General features: G+C 58.7%; 17 protein-coding genes and 1 riboswitch. All 17 genes read right to left on the reverse strand.

Going from position 1 to position 16594, the window contains the following annotated elements; genetic code table 11:
* Positions 1-2289: type IV pilus secretin family protein (locus M6689_RS07635; protein WP_298269837.1), on the reverse strand; the 2289-nt coding region annotated here is incomplete at its 3' end.
* A gap of 12 nt (positions 2290-2301) precedes the next feature.
* Positions 2302-2856, reverse strand: coding sequence for a pilus assembly protein PilP (locus tag M6689_RS07640; RefSeq protein WP_298269839.1), 555 nt, complete (start codon positions 2854-2856; stop codon positions 2302-2304).
* Entirely contained in the window at positions 2840-3436 is a 597-nt protein-coding gene (locus M6689_RS07645) for a type 4a pilus biogenesis protein PilO (RefSeq protein ID WP_298269842.1), read from the reverse strand. Before M6689_RS07645 ends, M6689_RS07640 begins: the two co-directional genes overlap by 17 nt.
* An 18-nt stretch (positions 3437-3454) precedes the next feature.
* Positions 3455-4027, reverse strand: coding sequence for a PilN domain-containing protein (locus tag M6689_RS07650; RefSeq protein WP_298269845.1), 573 nt, complete (start codon positions 4025-4027; stop codon positions 3455-3457).
* Positions 4021-5076, reverse strand: coding sequence for a type IV pilus biogenesis protein PilM (gene pilM, locus M6689_RS07655; protein ID WP_298269848.1), 1056 nt, complete (start codon positions 5074-5076; stop codon positions 4021-4023). The genes M6689_RS07650 and pilM overlap by 7 nt, the downstream gene beginning before the upstream one ends.
* Positions 5077-5097: 21 nt before the next feature.
* Positions 5098-5298: a helix-turn-helix transcriptional regulator gene (locus tag M6689_RS07660; protein ID WP_298269897.1), complete on the reverse strand. Its 201-nt coding sequence runs from the start codon at positions 5296-5298 to the stop codon at positions 5098-5100.
* A 256-nt stretch (positions 5299-5554) separates the two neighbouring features.
* A riboswitch (cyclic di-GMP riboswitch) is annotated at positions 5555-5630 on the reverse strand.
* A 189-nt stretch (positions 5631-5819) separates the two neighbouring features.
* On the reverse strand, positions 5820-6401 hold the full coding sequence (locus M6689_RS07665) for a hypothetical protein (RefSeq protein ID WP_298269850.1): 582 nt from the start codon (positions 6399-6401) through the stop codon (positions 5820-5822).
* Positions 6402-6407: 6 nt separating this feature from the next.
* A complete protein-coding gene (locus M6689_RS07670; protein ID WP_298269853.1) occupies positions 6408-6749 on the reverse strand; it encodes a hypothetical protein in 342 nt (113 codons plus the stop codon).
* On the reverse strand, positions 6749-9778 hold the full coding sequence (locus M6689_RS07675) for a PilC/PilY family type IV pilus protein (RefSeq protein WP_298269855.1): 3030 nt from the start codon (positions 9776-9778) through the stop codon (positions 6749-6751). The genes M6689_RS07670 and M6689_RS07675 overlap by 1 nt, the downstream gene beginning before the upstream one ends.
* An 82-nt stretch (positions 9779-9860) precedes the next feature.
* On the reverse strand, positions 9861-10382 hold the full coding sequence (locus M6689_RS07680) for a hypothetical protein (protein ID WP_298269858.1): 522 nt from the start codon (positions 10380-10382) through the stop codon (positions 9861-9863).
* A 17-nt stretch (positions 10383-10399) separates the two neighbouring features.
* Positions 10400-11044, reverse strand: a complete 645-nt coding sequence (locus tag M6689_RS07685; protein WP_298269861.1) for a PilW family protein — start codon at positions 11042-11044, stop codon at positions 10400-10402.
* Between the two features lie 8 nt (positions 11045-11052).
* A complete protein-coding gene (locus M6689_RS07690; protein WP_298269864.1) occupies positions 11053-11445 on the reverse strand; it encodes a prepilin-type N-terminal cleavage/methylation domain-containing protein in 393 nt (130 codons plus the stop codon).
* A 9-nt stretch (positions 11446-11454) separates the two neighbouring features.
* Positions 11455-11961 (reverse strand): GspH/FimT family pseudopilin, encoded by a 507-nt coding sequence (locus M6689_RS07695; protein WP_298269866.1) that lies wholly within the window; start codon positions 11959-11961, stop codon positions 11455-11457.
* 193 nt (positions 11962-12154) lie between these two features.
* Positions 12155-12745: a Tfp pilus assembly protein FimT/FimU gene (locus M6689_RS07700; protein WP_298269868.1), complete on the reverse strand. Its 591-nt coding sequence runs from the start codon at positions 12743-12745 to the stop codon at positions 12155-12157.
* 97 nt (positions 12746-12842) lie between these two features.
* Positions 12843-14207 carry a sigma-54 dependent transcriptional regulator gene (locus tag M6689_RS07705; protein ID WP_298269870.1) on the reverse strand — a complete coding sequence of 455 codons (1365 nt, stop codon included), beginning with the start codon at positions 14205-14207 and terminating at the stop codon, positions 12843-12845.
* Positions 14200-15810 (reverse strand): ATP-binding protein, encoded by a 1611-nt coding sequence (locus tag M6689_RS07710; protein WP_298269872.1) that lies wholly within the window; start codon positions 15808-15810, stop codon positions 14200-14202. Before M6689_RS07710 ends, M6689_RS07705 begins: the two co-directional genes overlap by 8 nt.
* Positions 15811-15822: 12 nt before the next feature.
* Positions 15823-16593 carry an A24 family peptidase gene (locus M6689_RS07715; RefSeq protein WP_298269875.1) on the reverse strand — a complete coding sequence of 257 codons (771 nt, stop codon included), beginning with the start codon at positions 16591-16593 and terminating at the stop codon, positions 15823-15825.
* Between the last annotated feature and the right edge of the window lies 1 nt (position 16594).

Consider the following 16594-nt stretch of genomic DNA (forward strand, 5'->3'; position numbering starts at 1 on the left):
GACCTTGGGAGTGGATATGATCTTCACTTGGCCTGTCGTGGCCGCTGCGGAGAGTTTTAGATCAAGCGTCCCTCCAGAAATAATTTTGCCGAAAGTAATTCCAGTTGCCAAGCCCGGACCAAAAGTCCCCGTGGAACCGGCAGTACCAGACAATATTCCGCCAAAGCCCGCATCTGCGTTTGAAATGCCCAAGACATTGGTTGAGCCACTAGATTTGTCGGTGTGAAGCCCCCATTGCACACCAATGTCACGGGTAAAGTCAGACGATGCCTCCACGATGCGCGCCTCGATCATGACCTGTCTCTCTGGCAAATCTAGGTTCTTGAGCAGAAACTTCATGTCCTCTATGTTCGGTGCAATATCTTTCACGATGACCCGGTTGGTGCGTGCATCCTGAGTAATGGTTCCCCGGTCACTTTTCAAGGCGTTAAACTGGGTGACGACATCGGAAACGTTGGCGTAGTTGATATCAAACACCTTGGTCTCAAGCTCCATGGCCTTTTCCTTGGCCTTCCTCATCGCCTGCTCTTCGTCGGCCAGGGTCTGGATCTTGGACTTCGGCCTGATCTGGACGATGTTCCCCTCGCGCTGCATCCCGAGCCCCTTGTTCTCGAGGATAACATCCAGCGCCTGGTCCCAGGGGACATTGACCAGCTTGATGCTGATGGTGCCGGTTACGTCGTCGCCAACCAGGAAGTTGAGGTTGCTCACCTCGGCGATAAGCTGGAAGATCTTCCTGATGTCGGCATCGGAAAACTCGAGGGTGATGCGGCGGCCGGTATAGACTTTCTGGGTCGGTTTAGCCTCGGCCGTCACCGGCATTGCCTGCCCGGCGGGCACTGCGAGCTCCTTCTCCACGGCGGCGGATTCGAGCCCCGCCGGATTCTTGATTTCGAGGGCGATCACATCTCCGCGGCGCGAAAGCTCGAAGGGGACGCTCTGGCGCATCTTCACCTGAACCTTGACGTCACTGCGCCCTTTGGTCTTCACCTGGTACGGGGTTACCTTCTGGACCACGCTGGCAAAGGCGCCGGTGTCGAGGAAACGCTGCCATTTGACGGGGAGGGTGCAGTTTTTGAGGGTCAGGGCCAGACCGTCGGCAGTCCTGACCGGCTTTTCGGCGTCGCAGCCGCCGGAAACCGAGACAAGAAGACGCGACACGCCATTGTCCACCCTGAAATCAATCGACTCCACGGCGGCGTGCTCCCGGGCCGCGTGCTTTACTTCCGGCTGTTTGGCTACCCTCGGGGCAGGTTCTGCTTTCGTTGCGGACGGGGAAACGGCCTCTTCCTCAGGCTTCGAAACCGAGGGTGCACGGGGAGCCACCTGAACAACTTTGGGCATCTCGGGCGCGCCGGCAACCGGAACGATCTTCAGCCCCGCTTCACTCTTTTCGACAGACAGTTGCGGTAACGGGCCGCGCGCGGAATCGAATACGATCCGCACCTTTTCGGGATAGGCTCCGATGCGCGCCGTTCCGACGCCAAGGCTGTCCAGAGGAATGACCTTCGCTTCTATTCCCGCCTTCGCCCCCATGATATCGACGACCAGACGGTCGGGCTTCGAGAGGCGGAATGATTTGTACTCCGTCACACCGCCGGAGACCCGGATCTCAAGGGTATTGTCCCCGAAAGTGATTGCCGTGACCGTGCTGACACCGGACTGTGCCGGTGCGGCATGCTGCTTCGTGCCTTCAGCCGGAGCTGCCGAAGTTTCTGCCGGCGCTGGGGTTGCTGCCGCCGGGGCCGATGCAACCGCAGGTTTCGTTTCCACAAGCGCCAGCTGCGTATCGACTTTAGCCTCGGCCGCCGGAGTTGCGGTCGCCACGGGAGGAACCTCTTCAGCTGCGGTTACCGTCACCAGAAGAGTTCTCTTGTCACGGGGGTCGGGGGCCGCGGTCACATCCGCCCCCTTCGTCAGGGAGAGCTCCAGGCGGGTCATCGCCGTCCCCCCCTCGCCCTGGCGCACCGCCTCGATCTTCCTGACGGCACCCTTGTTCACCTCCAGCGGGAAATGAACCGCCCCCGGGTCGACCTGGGCAAGGTCAACCACGGCCATCGTGGGATTTTCGCTCATGTAGAAGGTATAGGCGACCGGCCGGTCGGTGGCGATCGCCACCAGGGTCCTCTTCCCCTCCCCTGAAATCCGCACATCCTGCAGTACCGAAGCCTTTGCCTGCTCGACCAGATCCCCACCCTTCGGAGAAGGACCGACACCGGCACAGCCGGACAAGGCCGCCATCAGGGCAAAAGATGCGATGCCAAGGGGTATGTTCATCTCGATTCTCATGGGGGAATCTCCTTACAGTTTCTTGGAAAGAGAAAGTTTGACCGTCCTCTTTGTCATTTTGCCGTTCTCGGCCCGGAATCGTTCCGAAACCTCAATGTACGAAGGGGCAATCCTGGTGATGACACCATTGTTGTTGCCAATACTCATCCCCACTTTAACTACGTACCCTTTGCCGGCAGGGTCAATGATCAAGGCCCTGTTCTCCCTCAGGCCGACGATGATCCCGGAAACCTTGAACTGCTCGACGGCATAGCTCTGGATCGGGAGAAGACCGCCAACCCGCCTACCCCGCAACGCCGGTGCCACCTTCGCCACGCTCTTCGGCTCGATAAACGGCTTGAACGGGTCCTTGCGGCTGGTAAAATCAAGCTGCGACGAGGTCGTCACAGCCGGCCTTGCGGATGAAGCCTGTTTCTGAATCGGGGGTTTGGCTTGCGGAGCCGGCGCCCCGGCGGGTGAAGGCTGCGGAGGCGGCACCTCCTCCTTCTTGCACCCCCCCGAAACCGCCAGCAGTGCAAACACCGGTGCCAGGATCCATAGAGATAGAGAGTTATTTTTTCTTCTCATCCTTGATCTCTTTCTTGTCGAGGAAACGGAAGGTGGTTGCCAGGCAGTTGACCCGAACCGAAGTGCGCCCCCCCGAAGACTTGATATCCGCAAAGGAGACATCCGTGATATTCACGATGCGCGGGAGGTTCCCCACCGCCGTGAAGAAATTGGCAACACTGTGAAACGACCCGGAAACCGAAATATCGACGGGGACGTCGGCATAGAAGTCCTTGGGTACTTCGGGCCGCGGCCTGAACAGGAGAAAATCCAGACCCGCATTCTTGCCGACGCTGGTGATGCTGGTCAGCAACGACGGAATTTCTTTCTGGTTCGGCAGTTCGGTAAGGGCGTTTTCCAGGTCCTTCTGCAACTGCTGATATTCTCTTTTCAGCTTCGGGAGATTGTTGGCTATCTTCTGTTTTTCCTGAACTTCCGTCTGCACCCCGTCCAGTTTCGTCCGAAGCTCCTGCAGCTCCTTCTGCTTCGGCTGGCAGAGCCCCAAGTAAAGCGCCGCCGCTTCGATCGCGACAACGGCGACCAGCAGGGCGATCTTCTGTTTCTTGGGCAGCTTCAGCAGCTTGTCAATTCTCGGATCCATGGGAAGTCCTCAACCGGGCTATTTTTTCTGCGGAGCCGGCTCTTCTTTCTTGTACGACTTCAGAGAGCAGGTAACCTCAAAACGCTTGGCCTTCACGCCGCTGAGCTCGGTCTGCTCCGAAACGACGAGTTCCACGTTCCCAAACTCATCGGAGGCCTGGAGATTCCTCATGAATGCCGCAATCAGATCTTCATCGACGGCAATCCCCCCGATGCTCACGTTCGGGCCGCTTTCGGCATACTTGGTCAGCCACAGCTTGTCCGGCGTCGAGTCACTGATGACTGCCAGCCTTTTCACCGGCCCCGTCTTCCCCTTGCGGAGCTGGGCGAGCACATCGAGCTTCTTGGCGACCGCATCCTTAAGCTTTTTGATGTTTTCCAGTTCACCGATCTTTGCCTTCAATTGGTCAAGATCGTTTTCAGCCCTGGAAATCTCCTCCTGTGTCGCCTTGATTCGCGCCTGTGCATAGCCGAACAGGCCAAGACCGGCGACCAGGACGACCAGAACGGAGACCAGCAGAATCAGCATCTGCTGTTTTGCCGTCTCCTTTTTCTTCGACAACCTGACGGGGAGAAGGTTGATCCTTACCATTTGTCTCCAACCCTCCTTGTGGCCAGTCCCACGGCAACGGTAACGAACGGACCGATCTCCCGGAGATATTCGGGGTCGAACTCCTTTTCGCTGCTGACGATTTTCCGAAGAGGATCCATCATTTCAACCGGCAGACCGAGTTTATTCTGGACGACCGCGGAGAGAGACGCTGTCTTGGCGGCGCCGCCGCTCAGATACACCTTGCTGATCTTCCCCTCGCCGGCCGTCGTATTGTAAAAATCAAGAGAACGGCGCATCTCGACGGCAAGGGTTTCGTTGACCTTGGCAATGACGTCCTGCAACCGTCCCTTGTCGGGGTAATTGCCGGTGATCTTCACCTGCTCGGCTTCATCGCTACTGAGACCGAGCTGCTTCTGAATCTCCTCGGTAAAGAGGTTCCCCCCCATCTGCACATCTCGGGTGAACAGCGAAATCCCACCCTTGACGATGTTCAGATTCAGGACGTTGGCACCGATGTTGATCAGAGCCACCACCTCTTCCGGACCTGCTTCGTAGTTCAGCTCGAAGGCATTCTGAACAGCGAACGAGTCGACATCAACCACCATCAGCTTGAGGCCGGCTTCGGTGAAGACGTTCACATAGTCGTTAACTATCTCCTTCTTGCTCGCCACAAGAAGCACGTCCATGCGGGAAGGATCATCCTCGTCGGGTTCCAGAATCTGGAAGTCGATATTCACGTCGTTGATGTCAAAGGGAATATACTGCTCGGCCTCCCACTGAATCTGGTCCTCCAGCTCGTCGGCCGGCATCGCGGGGAGTTTGATCTTGCGGATGATGACCGTATTGCCGGAGATGGAGCAAGCCACCTCCTTCACCTTCACATCGAGGCTCTTGACCAGGCTTTTGACCGCTTCGACGACGGAAGAGCTGTCCATGAGCGTATTGTCGACTATCGCCTCCGGCGGCAGTGGCACAATGCCTACATTAAGAAGCTGATAGACCCCCTTGTGCTCTTTCAGCTGCATGAGCTTCACCGAGCTGGAGCCGACATCTATGCCGACCAAATCCTTTTTCTTAGAGAAAAACATAGATGGTTCCCGTTCACCTGGTTAGTTGAGGAAGACCTGTTCCCTCTCCGACAAAGAAAAACCAAGAGCAAGAAGTATCTTTCTCTTGGTTTCCATGCGACATTCCTCGCCGCGTTCGATGCGATCGATGGTGGCAGGAGAGACGCCGGCAAGACGAGCCAGCTCGGCCTTGCTCATGAGTCTCTCTTCCCTGATCCGCTTTACGTTGTTTCGGTATTTCATCACATAATCCCATAAGAACAGGCAGTTTATGGCGAACTTTACTGAAATTGAATTATATGTCAAGAAATTAGTCGAAATTGAAATGAATTGAAACCATTTAGGTACAATTGCTCTGAACAGTAACCCTATCGGCAATATTAAAGCAAAACTTGAGAGTTTATTCTTCATATTACCTCCAGCCTCATCCGCAAACTGATCATCACTAGCGGAACACCCCGAAAACAAGAAAAGCCGGGGCCTCGTATCGTAGCGATATTTCGGCATCCCGGCTGTCTCGGAGAGACCCGTGGGCTTTCCGCCCCACCCTCGCGGGTGGTTTAGTCTTGTCGTGTATCACATATTTTCAAAGGTATTTACCTTGGTTCACTGCAAAAACCAAACCTGTACACTCAATGCCGACAAAAACGTCTAACTCCTGAAAAATTCATTCAAAAGGACAGGTCCGACATCATTCATACCGTTACCTACTGACAGTTTTGGTCAACTCCGGTCAAAATTTATGTGATCTGACAGAACACTTCTTATCGTACATCCCGTCGACCCTTGTCCAGCTTTTCAAGCGTCTTGATCGCAATTTCTCGGTACTTGCCAAGACGGTTCAATCTGTCATCAAGAGCAACCGCCTCGCTTAGCGCTTTCCGTGCCTCATCAGGTCGGCCGTGACGGAAATTGTACAGGCCATCCATGAACCGGGCGAACACTCTGTCCCTCCCGGCAAGCTCGCGATACAGCCGCTCTTCGTCCGCAAGATCTCCCCTTATCTCGTAGATGTAGCCAAGATAAAGGTATACCTCCTTGAAGAAGGTGAATGAGGTTCCGGCATGTGTACGAAGATAGTCGAGATCTTCGAAAGCCTGCGCATACTCCTTCTTGTCGAGTTTTCTTCGAGCCGCAAGAAACCGCTTGATGTTCCCCAGTTCTTCGGAACGCGTCGGGGGGAGTTGCTTGCCGAGAACTCTGTAAATCACCCTTCCGAGCGGGTTGTAGGGCCATGTGATTACTGTCACGACGGTTAACGCCGCAACAACGATTCCGGCAAGTGCCAACGCAATTATCTTAAGAGGGGCGCTCCGCCGAGGCGCGGGGGGATTAGACTTTCCCATGCAAAACTACTCCGGGGTAAGGTCTGAGACAAAATATGCCTTGTTTCTCAGACGGAAGACGACAGCTTTGACCTTTTGGCCCTTCTTGAGTCTAAACGATGCCTTTCCCGCCGGCACGCCGCCAATTTCGGTCTCCTTGAGAATGAGGTAAGTCTTCTCCCGCATCGAAAAGCGGTTGTTGGCATTCACTTCCATGATGACACCCTCATGGGTTTCCGGCGTTATGAGCTGCTCCATGCTTGTTCCCAACTGGGCCAGGGAAGGAAGATCCTGGCAGAAAACGCCGGAGGCCGAGAGAAGCGAAAAAGCAAAGACCCCGAAGGCGACCGCTCTCTTTACGATGGACATCAGAATACCTCCCGCCACGAGATTGGAACAATCCCGGTGACAAAATCGAAAATAGTTGAGATTGGAGTACTGTTGGGACCCGTTGCGTCAACGGCCACGGAAGACAGATTGACCACCCCCCCGCCGGCCCCGACAAAGGCTGTCGTCCCGGTCGGGCGGACCACCAGTACTGGCTCGGTGGGGATCCCGTTACCGAGGACGTAGCGGGTATAGAGTCCCGTCAAATAACTGACAGCGTACAGTTTCGCTCCTCCGCCGATGTCACAGATGGCGTTATTGGGGAGGAACGAGTCGAACAGGACGTATTTGTTGAAGAGGACCGGGGCGGCCAGGGACTTTTCCCCACTCGCCGCAGTGAGGCGAATGTACCAGCCGTTCCCTCCCAGGGGAGTCGTGGAAGTGCTGACCACCCCCGTCTGGTCCGTCAGGGTGCTCTCCGTGACGGTAGTAAAGCCGCTCGCCGGGTTAAAATCCTTGACGCCGTAGAGTCGGTCGACGGCGGTGGTCGACCGTGGGTTGTCCCGATCGCCGGTGGAGAAAAAGAGATAGTCGAAACCGTTCTCGAAGGCGATCTCGGGTTGATAATAGATCTTGCGGCCGCCGCTGCCGTCGGCACCGGGGTTGGAGGCGAAAAGCTTTCGGATGACCCAGTTATCGACCAGGTTGTCGTCGCCGGTGGGGGCGGCAAACCGCCAGAGGTTCCCCCCCACGTCACCGACGTAGACCCGGTCGACCACGCCGTCCGCATTCCGGTCCACTGCCGTAATGGTGCTCGGCATGGCGTAGTCGAGACTGTTTGTCGCACTGTGCAGGAAGCTTGCGAGGAGCGACCCGTCAAGGAGGTTGACCATGAAGATACCCCTTCCCTTGACCGAGGTGGTCACCGCCGTGTTATTGGCCTGGGCCGGGTCGAAGCCGGCGGCAAAGATGATCGCCTGATAGGAGGTAGGGTTGTTGCTGGCATCTTTTTTCCTTATCGTTGCCACTACCGGCTCGGACCAGGTCTGTCCCAGCTCGGAAAGTCCCGCCGTCGCGCTGTTGATCCGCCAGAGAAAACGGGGTGCCGAGGGTGTGGTCACGTCGAGGGCATAGTAGTTATCTCCCCCAGCCCGCTCGCCGAAGATGATGATCGCTTTGGTGATCACCCCCGTCGAATCCCGCTCCTGGTAAAGCTTCACCGACCCGTCAACGAAATAGGGATGCGACGTCCCCTCCTCGAAGAGCTTCAGCCGTGGCAGCGCATCCGGCGGCAAGAACGCCCACTCCTCGCTCCCGTCGACATCCGAGATGCAGTGCAGCATCCCGTCGTTAGAACCAAAGAAGATATGCCGGTTCGGGTCTACCGCCGTCGGCCCGTTGTAGTCGACCACCAGAGGTACGGAATGGAGGATGTCGCCAAGGATGAAATCGCGCTTTTCCGTCCAGTTAAGGTCACCGTTGTCGTCATAGGAGTCGTAGCCGTGGATGAAGTTGATCAGATCATCCCGCGCCGAGGTTGCCGGGTTGGCCGTGGCGATTTTCGCCGGGTTGCCGAAGGTGGCGGCAGTCAGAGAGGCGTTGCCGGTCGTGAAGGCATTCACACTGTTCGTCAGATCGGCGTTGGTGTCGAGATAGGTATAGATGTTCCTGGCCGTAGCCCTGTTCTTGAGGACCGTCGAGACGCTCCAGTAGGGGACCGCCGTGTCGAGTATGGCGCCGCTGGCATCGGTGGCGCTGTTGCCGGCGCTGTCGACAATCTGGTTTGACGATGAGAGACCGTACTTCTGCAGGTCGCCGACCCAGAACTTCGTGTAGGAGAGGGGCTTGAAAAAGGCGAGATACATCTTGTCGCCGCTCGACGTCCGGGTAATCGGAACAACGGGGGCGGTGTAGGTCTGGAGTTTCTTGGCGATGTCGTCCAAGGCCATCAAAAGGCTGTGTTCGAGCTCCGCTGCGTTGTTGGCCGGAAAATAACGCCCGCCGCCGTTCGGGGCGGTTTTCTGCAGGAGGGGGCTGTTGTGGGCAAAGCCAATGGTGTACGTCGTTATATTCTGTGTTCCCTGCAGATCGGGACGGAGATCGTGGGTGTTGAGGTACTTTGCCACGTCGTCGAGGAACGTCTGGGGAACGGTGTCGCTGTAAGTGTCGTCGGCGACCCAGACGTCGTTGTTGAGCGCATCGTTGACGTTGGAGCTGTGCTTGTAGTAGTCGCCGTCCTGGTCCCACTTCTGTCCCCGGTTTGAATCGGTGATCCCCGTCTGCCCCCGGTCGAGAAAATGGCCGATGATCGTGGCGTCGGTATCGTGGGTCGGCTCCCCGTCGGTGACGATGATCACGAAGGCCTTCTGGCACCAGTTGTTCGCGTTCCAGGGACTGTACTGACCGGTGTAGGTATCCTCAAAATACTTGCCGGCATCGGTCAGCGCCTCGGCAAGGGGGGTCCAGGTCGTGGCGTTTATAGCACTGATCTGGCCGTGCATGGCGGTCTGGGTCGCCCCGATCTTGGAGATGACGTTTCCCCCGTCTTCCGTATTGAACTTCATGAAGCCGAAATCGACGTCGTTGTACATGAGATCGACCAGGTTGTTGAGGACCCCCTTGGCGGTGCTCATCTTGCTGGTAACGGGCGTTGCTTCGTAATTGAGGCGGTTGCCGGTCTTGAGACTGGTGTTGCTGTCATCGATGCCGTCCTGGCCGGCAATGTCAATGCCGCCATCCCGGTTTACCTGGTCGGTAAAGGCTCCGGCATACACTTGCCACTGAGTGGCAGTGCACCGCCCCCGCTTGTTCCAGGCGGTGCAGGTATACTGGTAGACGGTGTCGCGGGCGTAGCTCCCCGCGTAAGTTGTCACGCTGTCATAGGGAACCGGGTCCCCCATGCTGCCGGAGTTATCCATGATGATCATGACCATCGGCTTCGTGGTGGCGCCGGCGGAATAGATCTCCGTGTCGTCGGCCCGCGCCACCCCGGAAAGCGAAACGAGGTGGGCAACCAAAGCCGGCACGACCGTCGCCCGCAAAACCTTCCTGAACAATTTACTGGTTATCATTTTGAGCCTCCGGTTGCATGGAGCACTGCCCGGGAAAGAGGTCCGTCACATCTCCTGTTTACCTGCCGCTAATGCATCCGTATCAGGGGGCAAGGTTGTACCCTTCGAACTCCACCGTTTTTCGCGAGGTGCCGATCACGGCATTGGACGTGGTCCTGCTCCGGTAGGGGGTCAGTTTCAAAGCCCCTCCCCCCGAACTCGTCGAAACATACTTGGCGCTGAAACCGCTTCCCGCAAGCAGGGAAGAATCGGCCCCCATTGACGACATATTGAGAAAGGTGATCTTCTGCCCCAACGAGGAGGGGAGTTGAGCCTGGACCGCTGAGGTGTAGTTTCCGGTCGACGAAGAGGAGGGAAACGAACTGCCGATGAGGACGAAGGTCCCCCGGACGTACTCGACACCGGAGTCGGCGGCGGCAAGGGTCTTCTTGCTGACCGTGCTCGCTCCCGACAGCAGGGTTTCGATCATGGTCGTGTTGAGCATCATCGTCATGACAGCCATGAGGACTGCCGTGAACGTAAGGACCGTCACCAGGGCAAAGCCGGCTTCGTCTCGGGTCCGCCGGCACGGTCGGCAGCCGTTTTCCTGTATCCGTGGAATCATGCCTCGGCCTCCCATCCTCAACTCCCGAAATAGTTACGAGGGTTGATCGTAGAGTTGTAGACCCTGCGCCGGAAACCGTCGGCATCCCGCACGATGCCGTTTCCTATCTGGGGGGGGGCGGTGGTATAGCTCGGGTCCTTGGCCACCGACCGGACCATGAGGTTCAGTACTACCTGCATGGCACCGCTTACCGGCACATCAGGGGTGACCGTGGCCTGCACGTCCTCGACGTTTGAAGCGATGACGTCGGTCGTGCCGCCGAGATTATCCAGTCTCACCAACCCTTCGCCGGTCTTGGCGACGTAGTACGTGAAGTCGCGGGACCCCCGAGTACCAGGGGTCGCGGCCGTGGAGTAGCGGATCTGGATCGCGTCGGTCCCTTTACTTCTAAGCGGGTCCGTATCCCCGGCATTGTCTTGCGCTGTAATGGCGGTCGCCTTGTTGACCCCATACCCTCCCATCCGGATATCCCGCTCCAGCAGGTCCATCGCTATCTGTCCGCTGATCTGGACATCACTCGAGGCGGTCTGGATATTCGCAATCTTGTTCTGGACAATGAAGGTGGTTACTGCCGCCATCATGACGAGTCCCGCAACGACCATCACAACCAGCAACTCAACGAGGGTGAATCCCCGGGTATCATTGGTGCGTATTGCCTCCATACCAAACCTCAGCGGGACCTGACCAACTGGAATCCCATGCCGTGGGAGCCAATCTTGTCGGTCCAGGTCGTCGAAATATTGATGAACACGGAATTCGTCGAGAGCGACGTCACCCGCCACTTCGTGTTGTAAGTGACGCCGTTGCTCGTTGTCTGGACAGGTGTCAACTGGCTCGTCAACCCTGCAAAGGATGATTTCAGCAGACTTTCCACCCGTGACTGGATGGTGGCCGAAGCGACGTACCGGTTGTTGCTTCCGGCACTGGTGGCGAGACCGTTGAACAGCATCGAAGCGGTCCCCAACAGGGCTACGGCAAGGATCGCAATCGCCACGAGCACCTCCATGAGGGTGAACCCCTCCTCGGACTGCAGCGTGCCTTGTACCTCTGGTACCACCTTCATATTCCCCTCTCAGTTGTATGCCGCTCCGGTCCACGACTTGATTCTGGGCCGTCCGGCGGCGGATACCTCGATTTCCCTTCCGTCGGCTGGAGTGCTGTCGCTCTTAAGGTAGAAACTCCCGGTAGCGGCCAATCCGCTGGGCTGCACCACGAGCTGGTCGCTGGCAAATGTTCCCGAATCAGGTGCCGGTGCCGCAGAATTAAGGCTGCCAAAGGAAACCCCCTTGAACGCCCCGAGATCGACGCTTTTCAGGACCGATCCGTTTTGTACGATCCGGTAACTGTCGCTGCTCGCGGGAAACTGCTGGATGGTGCAGGGCAAACCGTTTCGCACGGCGTAAATCCGCGCCGACTGGATGTCGTTGAAGAGCTCTCGTGTTGCATCCTTGAGCCGGTACTTGGGTAGATCACGCATGAACATGACCGTGGCGATGCCGGCCAGAATGCCCATGATCCCGACGACAACCACCATTTCGATCAAGGTGATCCCTTTGTTGTTTGCTATGCGAGTAATCATGCGTGCAGGGCCTCTTTGGTTTTTCTGCATAAGATGATGCAATATTAAAGCCATTACACTGAGCACAGGCGACGATACGCACAATCACTGAATTGCATTACGTATTTTCGGAACATCCCTACCCCCTATCATCATTAGGAACAAAAAGGCTATGCAATAATTGCATAGCCTTTTCCCAACAGCTCGATTTATGTCACATTGGCACCCAGTCCTTTCCATCCCATTTGCGGACGGTACAGCTGAAATCCATTGTGTTAAAGGTGAGGGCCATTGCCCCACCAGAAGAAGCCGACTGGATATACACGCTTCCCGAACTCCCTACCACCCCTTCCTCACTGGCAAAGCGGTTGTTTGCGAATGATATGCCGTCATCCGTATCTGCCAGTTTGTTCGGTTTTCGGACCGGTCCCCGGTTGCTGTACCCAAAACTCAGAGCACCTCCTTTGCTTGCAAGGCGCATTTCCCTGACAACCTGTTCATCGCCTGTATCCCACTTATCGTCATCCCCCCTGCCTGAGTAAAGCGTTGCCTTTCCATGAACGGGATCGAACGTAATGGCGCACGGCTTGTCCTGTATGCTCAGCAGCTTGGCGTCCTTGAACATATCCTTCAACTCCCACACCGCCGCCTTGAGGCAGTAGTCGCCATAGAGACTGCTGAACGCCGGCACCGCGATGGCGCTCAGGACGCTGATGATCGCCACGACGATGATGAGCTCAAGCAGGGTGAAACCAGATTCGCGGCCGTTTCCCGTCAATGGGAAAGAAATGCGCGCTCCGCACATTCCCCGCACCTCCCTGTACGCGAAAATGAAAAAAGCCGCGCAATAATTGCACAGCCTCCATTAAATTACAACTGTTTTATTAACTACAGCCAACCGTCTATTCGATGCCGAACTCCTTGAGCTTGTAGAGAAGCGCCCGGTGGCTGATTTCCAGGAGACGGGCCGCGTGGGTGCGGTTGCCGCCGGTCCGTTCCAGGGCGCGGCGGATGTATTCCTGTTCGAGAAGTTCTTCCGCCCTCTTGATCGACAGGGAGTCATCGGAAGACGAAAAAACGGATGCCGGGGCAGGCTGAGATCGAATGACCGGCGGAAGCGATGCGACATCGAGGGTGGCCCCGCCGCACAGGATCAGCCCCCGCTCGATGCAGTTCTCCAGCTCCCGCACGTTTCCCGGCCAGCCGTACCCCATGAAGAGCTTCAAGGCTTCGGGGGTCGCCTTTACCCCGGGCTTGCCCAGCTCCTTGCCGTGCTTGTCGAGGAAATGGTCGACCAGCAGCGGTACGTCCTCGATCCGCTCCCGTAGCGGCGGAAGGGTGATGCTCAGAACGTTGAGACGAAAGTAGAGATCTTCCCGAAACCTTCCGGCGGCGATTTCGGCCGGGAGCTCCTTCGCCGTGGCGGAAACGACCCGCACATCGACGCGGGTCGGCTTCGCGGCCCCGAGCCGTCGGACTTCGCCTTCCTGAAGCACCCGCAGGAGCTTGACCTGCAGAGAGACGGGCATCTCGCCGATCTCGTCCAGAAAGAGGGTGCCACCGTGGGCCTCCTCGAAGAGGCCGCGCCGGTCGGCGGCCGCGTCGGTGAAGGCACCGCGCACGTGTCCGAACAGCTCCGATTCCAGAAGGTTCTCGGGGATCGCCCCGCAGTTCACCGCCACGAAGGGGGCGGCACGGCGGGCGCCGTTGTAATGGATCGCCCGCGCCACCAGCTCCTTGCCGGTCCCCGATTCGCCGAGGATCAGGACGCTGCTCTTGACGTCGGACACCTTCCCTATGAGCTGGAAGACTTCCCGCATCCGGGCACTGCGACTGACGATGTTGGAAAAGGAGTACTCCCGCGCCACTTCCTCGCGCAGCCGCCGGTTCTCGTTCTTCAGCCGCTCCCGCTCCTCCGCCTTTTTCAGGACGAGAAGGACTTCATCGGTCTTGAACGGCTTGGAGACGTAGTCGTAGGCCCCCTCCTTCATGCAGTGGATGGCGGTATCGACGGTGCCGTAGGCCGACATCATGATGACAGTGCCGGCGAGCCCCCTCTCCCGGGCGCTGCGGAGAAAACCGGGGCCATCGAGCACCGGCATCCTGATGTCGCAGAGGATGAAGTCGTAGGGGATCCGCTCCGCCATGGAAAGGGCGGTCTCTCCGTCCGCCGCCTCGTCGACATCGTAGCCGTTTCTCCGGAGCATGACCCGGAGCATGTGGCGGAGGTTTTCCTCGTCGTCCACCACGAGCACGCGACTAGTCATCTTCCTCCTCCCCCCAGGGTTCTCGTTGCGGCGGAACCGGAAGCCAGACTGTGAAGCGCGAACCGGCGCCGGCGGCACTTTCGACCGTGATCCTTCCGCCGAAGGAGTCGACGAGCCGCGCCGAAATGGCAAGGCCCAGCCCCGTCCCCTGCCCCGGCTCCTTGGTGGTGAAGAAGGGATCGAAGACCAGCCCCAGGTTCTCGGGCGAAATGCCGCTGCCCGTATCCGCCACCTCGATCCGGATACACCGGACCTCCGCCCCCCCCGGTGCGAAGGGGGTCTGGAACGCAGCGCCGAAGTCGCTCCGGCGCCGCCCCACGACGGCGGGAGGTGGCGCCGAGAGAGACGGGAGATCGGGGAGGGGCTTGAACATTCCTTCGCGGGCCTGGATCGCCAGACGCCCGCCATCGGGCATGGCATCGCGGGCATTGATGATGAGATTGATCAGCACCTGCTGGAACTGGTGCGGATCGACGACCGGCCGCGGCAGCCCCGGCGGAAGATCCACCGAGACCTCGATCCGCTTGAAAAGACCCTGCCGCGAAAGCATCTCCACGGTGGAGAAGACGAGGGGGGCCACGTCGATCTCTTCCGCAGCGCTGGCGGCAGGGCGGGCAAAATCGAGGAGGTCCCGGACGATGCGGTCGATCCGCTCGGCGTCCTGGATGATGCGGCGCAGATAGTCCTCCGCCTCCGGATGGCCGGTCAGTTCGTCCCGCAACAGCGCCGCATACCCCATGATCGCGGCAAGGGGGGTGCCGACCTCGTGGGCGGTGCCGGCGGCGAGAAGCCCTACCGATGCCATCTTCTCGGAGCGGATCGTCTCCTCCCGGGCGACCTGGAGCTCCCGGTTCGCCCGCTCCAGGGAGGCGACGTAGCGCTCCGCGTCTTCACGGCTCGTCCGCAATTCCTCCACCATGGCATTAAACGACTCGGCCAGCTCCGCGACCTCGCGTCCCCCCGGAACCACGGCGCGATGGGTGAAGTCCCCCGCCCGCAGCCGTTCCGTGGCGGCAAGGAGCCTCCGGATCGGGGTCACGATGAACCGGGAGAGGATAAAGGAGCCGACGGCGAGAAGCAGGATGAAATCGAGGATGAAATAGGCAAGGAAGAGATGCCGCGACTGGCTGAGGAGCCGCTTCTCGCCCGCCAGGGAAAAGAGAAGCCGCGACGCGCCGACCACTGTCCCGTTTCGCACCACGGGCGCGTAGCTGCAGAGGCGTCCCCTCTCTTCGGCGACGAAGACCGCTCCATCGCCACCGGCCAGGGCCTCCCGCACCCATCGGTCCACCCCCGCCGGTTCTCCGAGCTCGAACAGCGGCGCACCGTCTTTCCCCACCACGAGGATGCCGATGAATTCCTTCTCCCGGGCGAGCCGTTGGGCGAACACGGCAGCCGGCGACTTCGGCGTGTCGGCAAGGGAGGGAGGAAGGAGAGTGACGAAGGCGGAGAGGAGAAGGCGCGCCTCCTCCCCCTTTTGCTGCAGGATGTCCTTTTCGGCGGTCCGGAACGAGATGACGCTCAGCAGGATCCAGGTCAGGACCAGGAGAAACGACAGCGAGGAGAGTATGAGAAATCCGAGGCTGAAGCGGAACTGCTTCATGGCAGGCCTCCCCTAGCGGGCGCCAAGGTTCAGATACCAGAGGATGATGGTCTTGCCGAAGAAGATGTAGAGAACGGCCCCAAGCGCGAGAAACGGACCGAAGGGGATGGCGAGCTTGGCATCCTTCCTTTGCACCACCATGAGCGTCACCCCGATGATGGAACCGATGAGGGAGCTGGCGAAGATGATGAACGGCACCGCCCGCCAGCCGAGAAAGGCCCCCATCATGGCGAGGAGCTTGACGTCCCCGCCACCCATCCCTTCTTTTTTCGCAAACAGCTCATACAGCCAGGCGACGAGGAGCAGGCTCCCCCCGCCGGCCACGATCCCGATGAGGGAGCTCTTCCAGCCGAGCCACGGAAGGAAGAACGAGCAGGCGAAGCCGACGGCGATCCCCGGGAGGCTGATCACGTCGGGGATGATCTGGTGGTCGAGATCGATGAAGGTGATCGCCACCAGCGCCGAGCAGAAGACGAAGAGAACGAGGAACGTGAGGGATGGACCGAACTTCAGGAAGAGGGCCAGGGTGAGGAGTCCGTTCAGAAGTTCCACCAGCGGGTACCGGGCGGAGATCCTCCCGCCGCAGGCCCGGCAGCGGCCCCGCAGCAGCAGCCAGCTCAGGACCGGAACGTTGTCCCGGGGACGGATTTTCGACCCGCACCCCGGGCACCGGGAAGGAGGCGAGACGACCGACTCCCCCGCCGGCAGCCGGTAGATGCAGACATTGAGAAACGAACCGACCGCGGCGCCCAGCGCAAAGGCGAAAATCGCGAAAAGGGTCATC

Origin of the sequence: Geobacter sp. (assembly GCF_027327745.1) — a bacterium.
In the GTDB taxonomy this organism is placed as follows: domain Bacteria; phylum Desulfobacterota; class Desulfuromonadia; order Geobacterales; family Geobacteraceae; genus Geobacter.

Coding starts and splice junctions, on each gene's coding strand:
- M6689_RS07640 (WP_298269839.1), bottom strand. CDS start 2,856: ATGAGAAGAAAAAATAACTCTCTATCTCTATGGATCCTGGCACCGGTG.
- M6689_RS07645 (WP_298269842.1), bottom strand. CDS start 3,436: ATGGATCCGAGAATTGACAAGCTGCTGAAGCTGCCCAAGAAACAGAAG.
- M6689_RS07650 (WP_298269845.1), bottom strand. CDS start 4,027: ATGGTAAGGATCAACCTTCTCCCCGTCAGGTTGTCGAAGAAAAAGGAG.
- pilM (WP_298269848.1), bottom strand. CDS start 5,076: ATGTTTTTCTCTAAGAAAAAGGATTTGGTCGGCATAGATGTCGGCTCC.
- M6689_RS07660 (WP_298269897.1), bottom strand. CDS start 5,298: ATGAAATACCGAAACAACGTAAAGCGGATCAGGGAAGAGAGACTCATG.
- M6689_RS07665 (WP_298269850.1), bottom strand. CDS start 6,401: ATGGGAAAGTCTAATCCCCCCGCGCCTCGGCGGAGCGCCCCTCTTAAG.
- M6689_RS07670 (WP_298269853.1), bottom strand. CDS start 6,749: ATGTCCATCGTAAAGAGAGCGGTCGCCTTCGGGGTCTTTGCTTTTTCG.
- M6689_RS07675 (WP_298269855.1), bottom strand. CDS start 9,778: ATGATAACCAGTAAATTGTTCAGGAAGGTTTTGCGGGCGACGGTCGTG.
- M6689_RS07680 (WP_298269858.1), bottom strand. CDS start 10,382: ATGATTCCACGGATACAGGAAAACGGCTGCCGACCGTGCCGGCGGACC.
- M6689_RS07685 (WP_298269861.1), bottom strand. CDS start 11,044: ATGGAGGCAATACGCACCAATGATACCCGGGGATTCACCCTCGTTGAG.
- M6689_RS07690 (WP_298269864.1), bottom strand. CDS start 11,445: ATGAAGGTGGTACCAGAGGTACAAGGCACGCTGCAGTCCGAGGAGGGG.
- M6689_RS07695 (WP_298269866.1), bottom strand. CDS start 11,961: ATGATTACTCGCATAGCAAACAACAAAGGGATCACCTTGATCGAAATG.
- M6689_RS07700 (WP_298269868.1), bottom strand. CDS start 12,745: ATGTGCGGAGCGCGCATTTCTTTCCCATTGACGGGAAACGGCCGCGAA.
- M6689_RS07705 (WP_298269870.1), bottom strand. CDS start 14,207: ATGACTAGTCGCGTGCTCGTGGTGGACGACGAGGAAAACCTCCGCCAC.
- M6689_RS07710 (WP_298269872.1), bottom strand. CDS start 15,810: ATGAAGCAGTTCCGCTTCAGCCTCGGATTTCTCATACTCTCCTCGCTG.
- M6689_RS07715 (WP_298269875.1), bottom strand. CDS start 16,593: ATGACCCTTTTCGCGATTTTCGCCTTTGCGCTGGGCGCCGCGGTCGGT.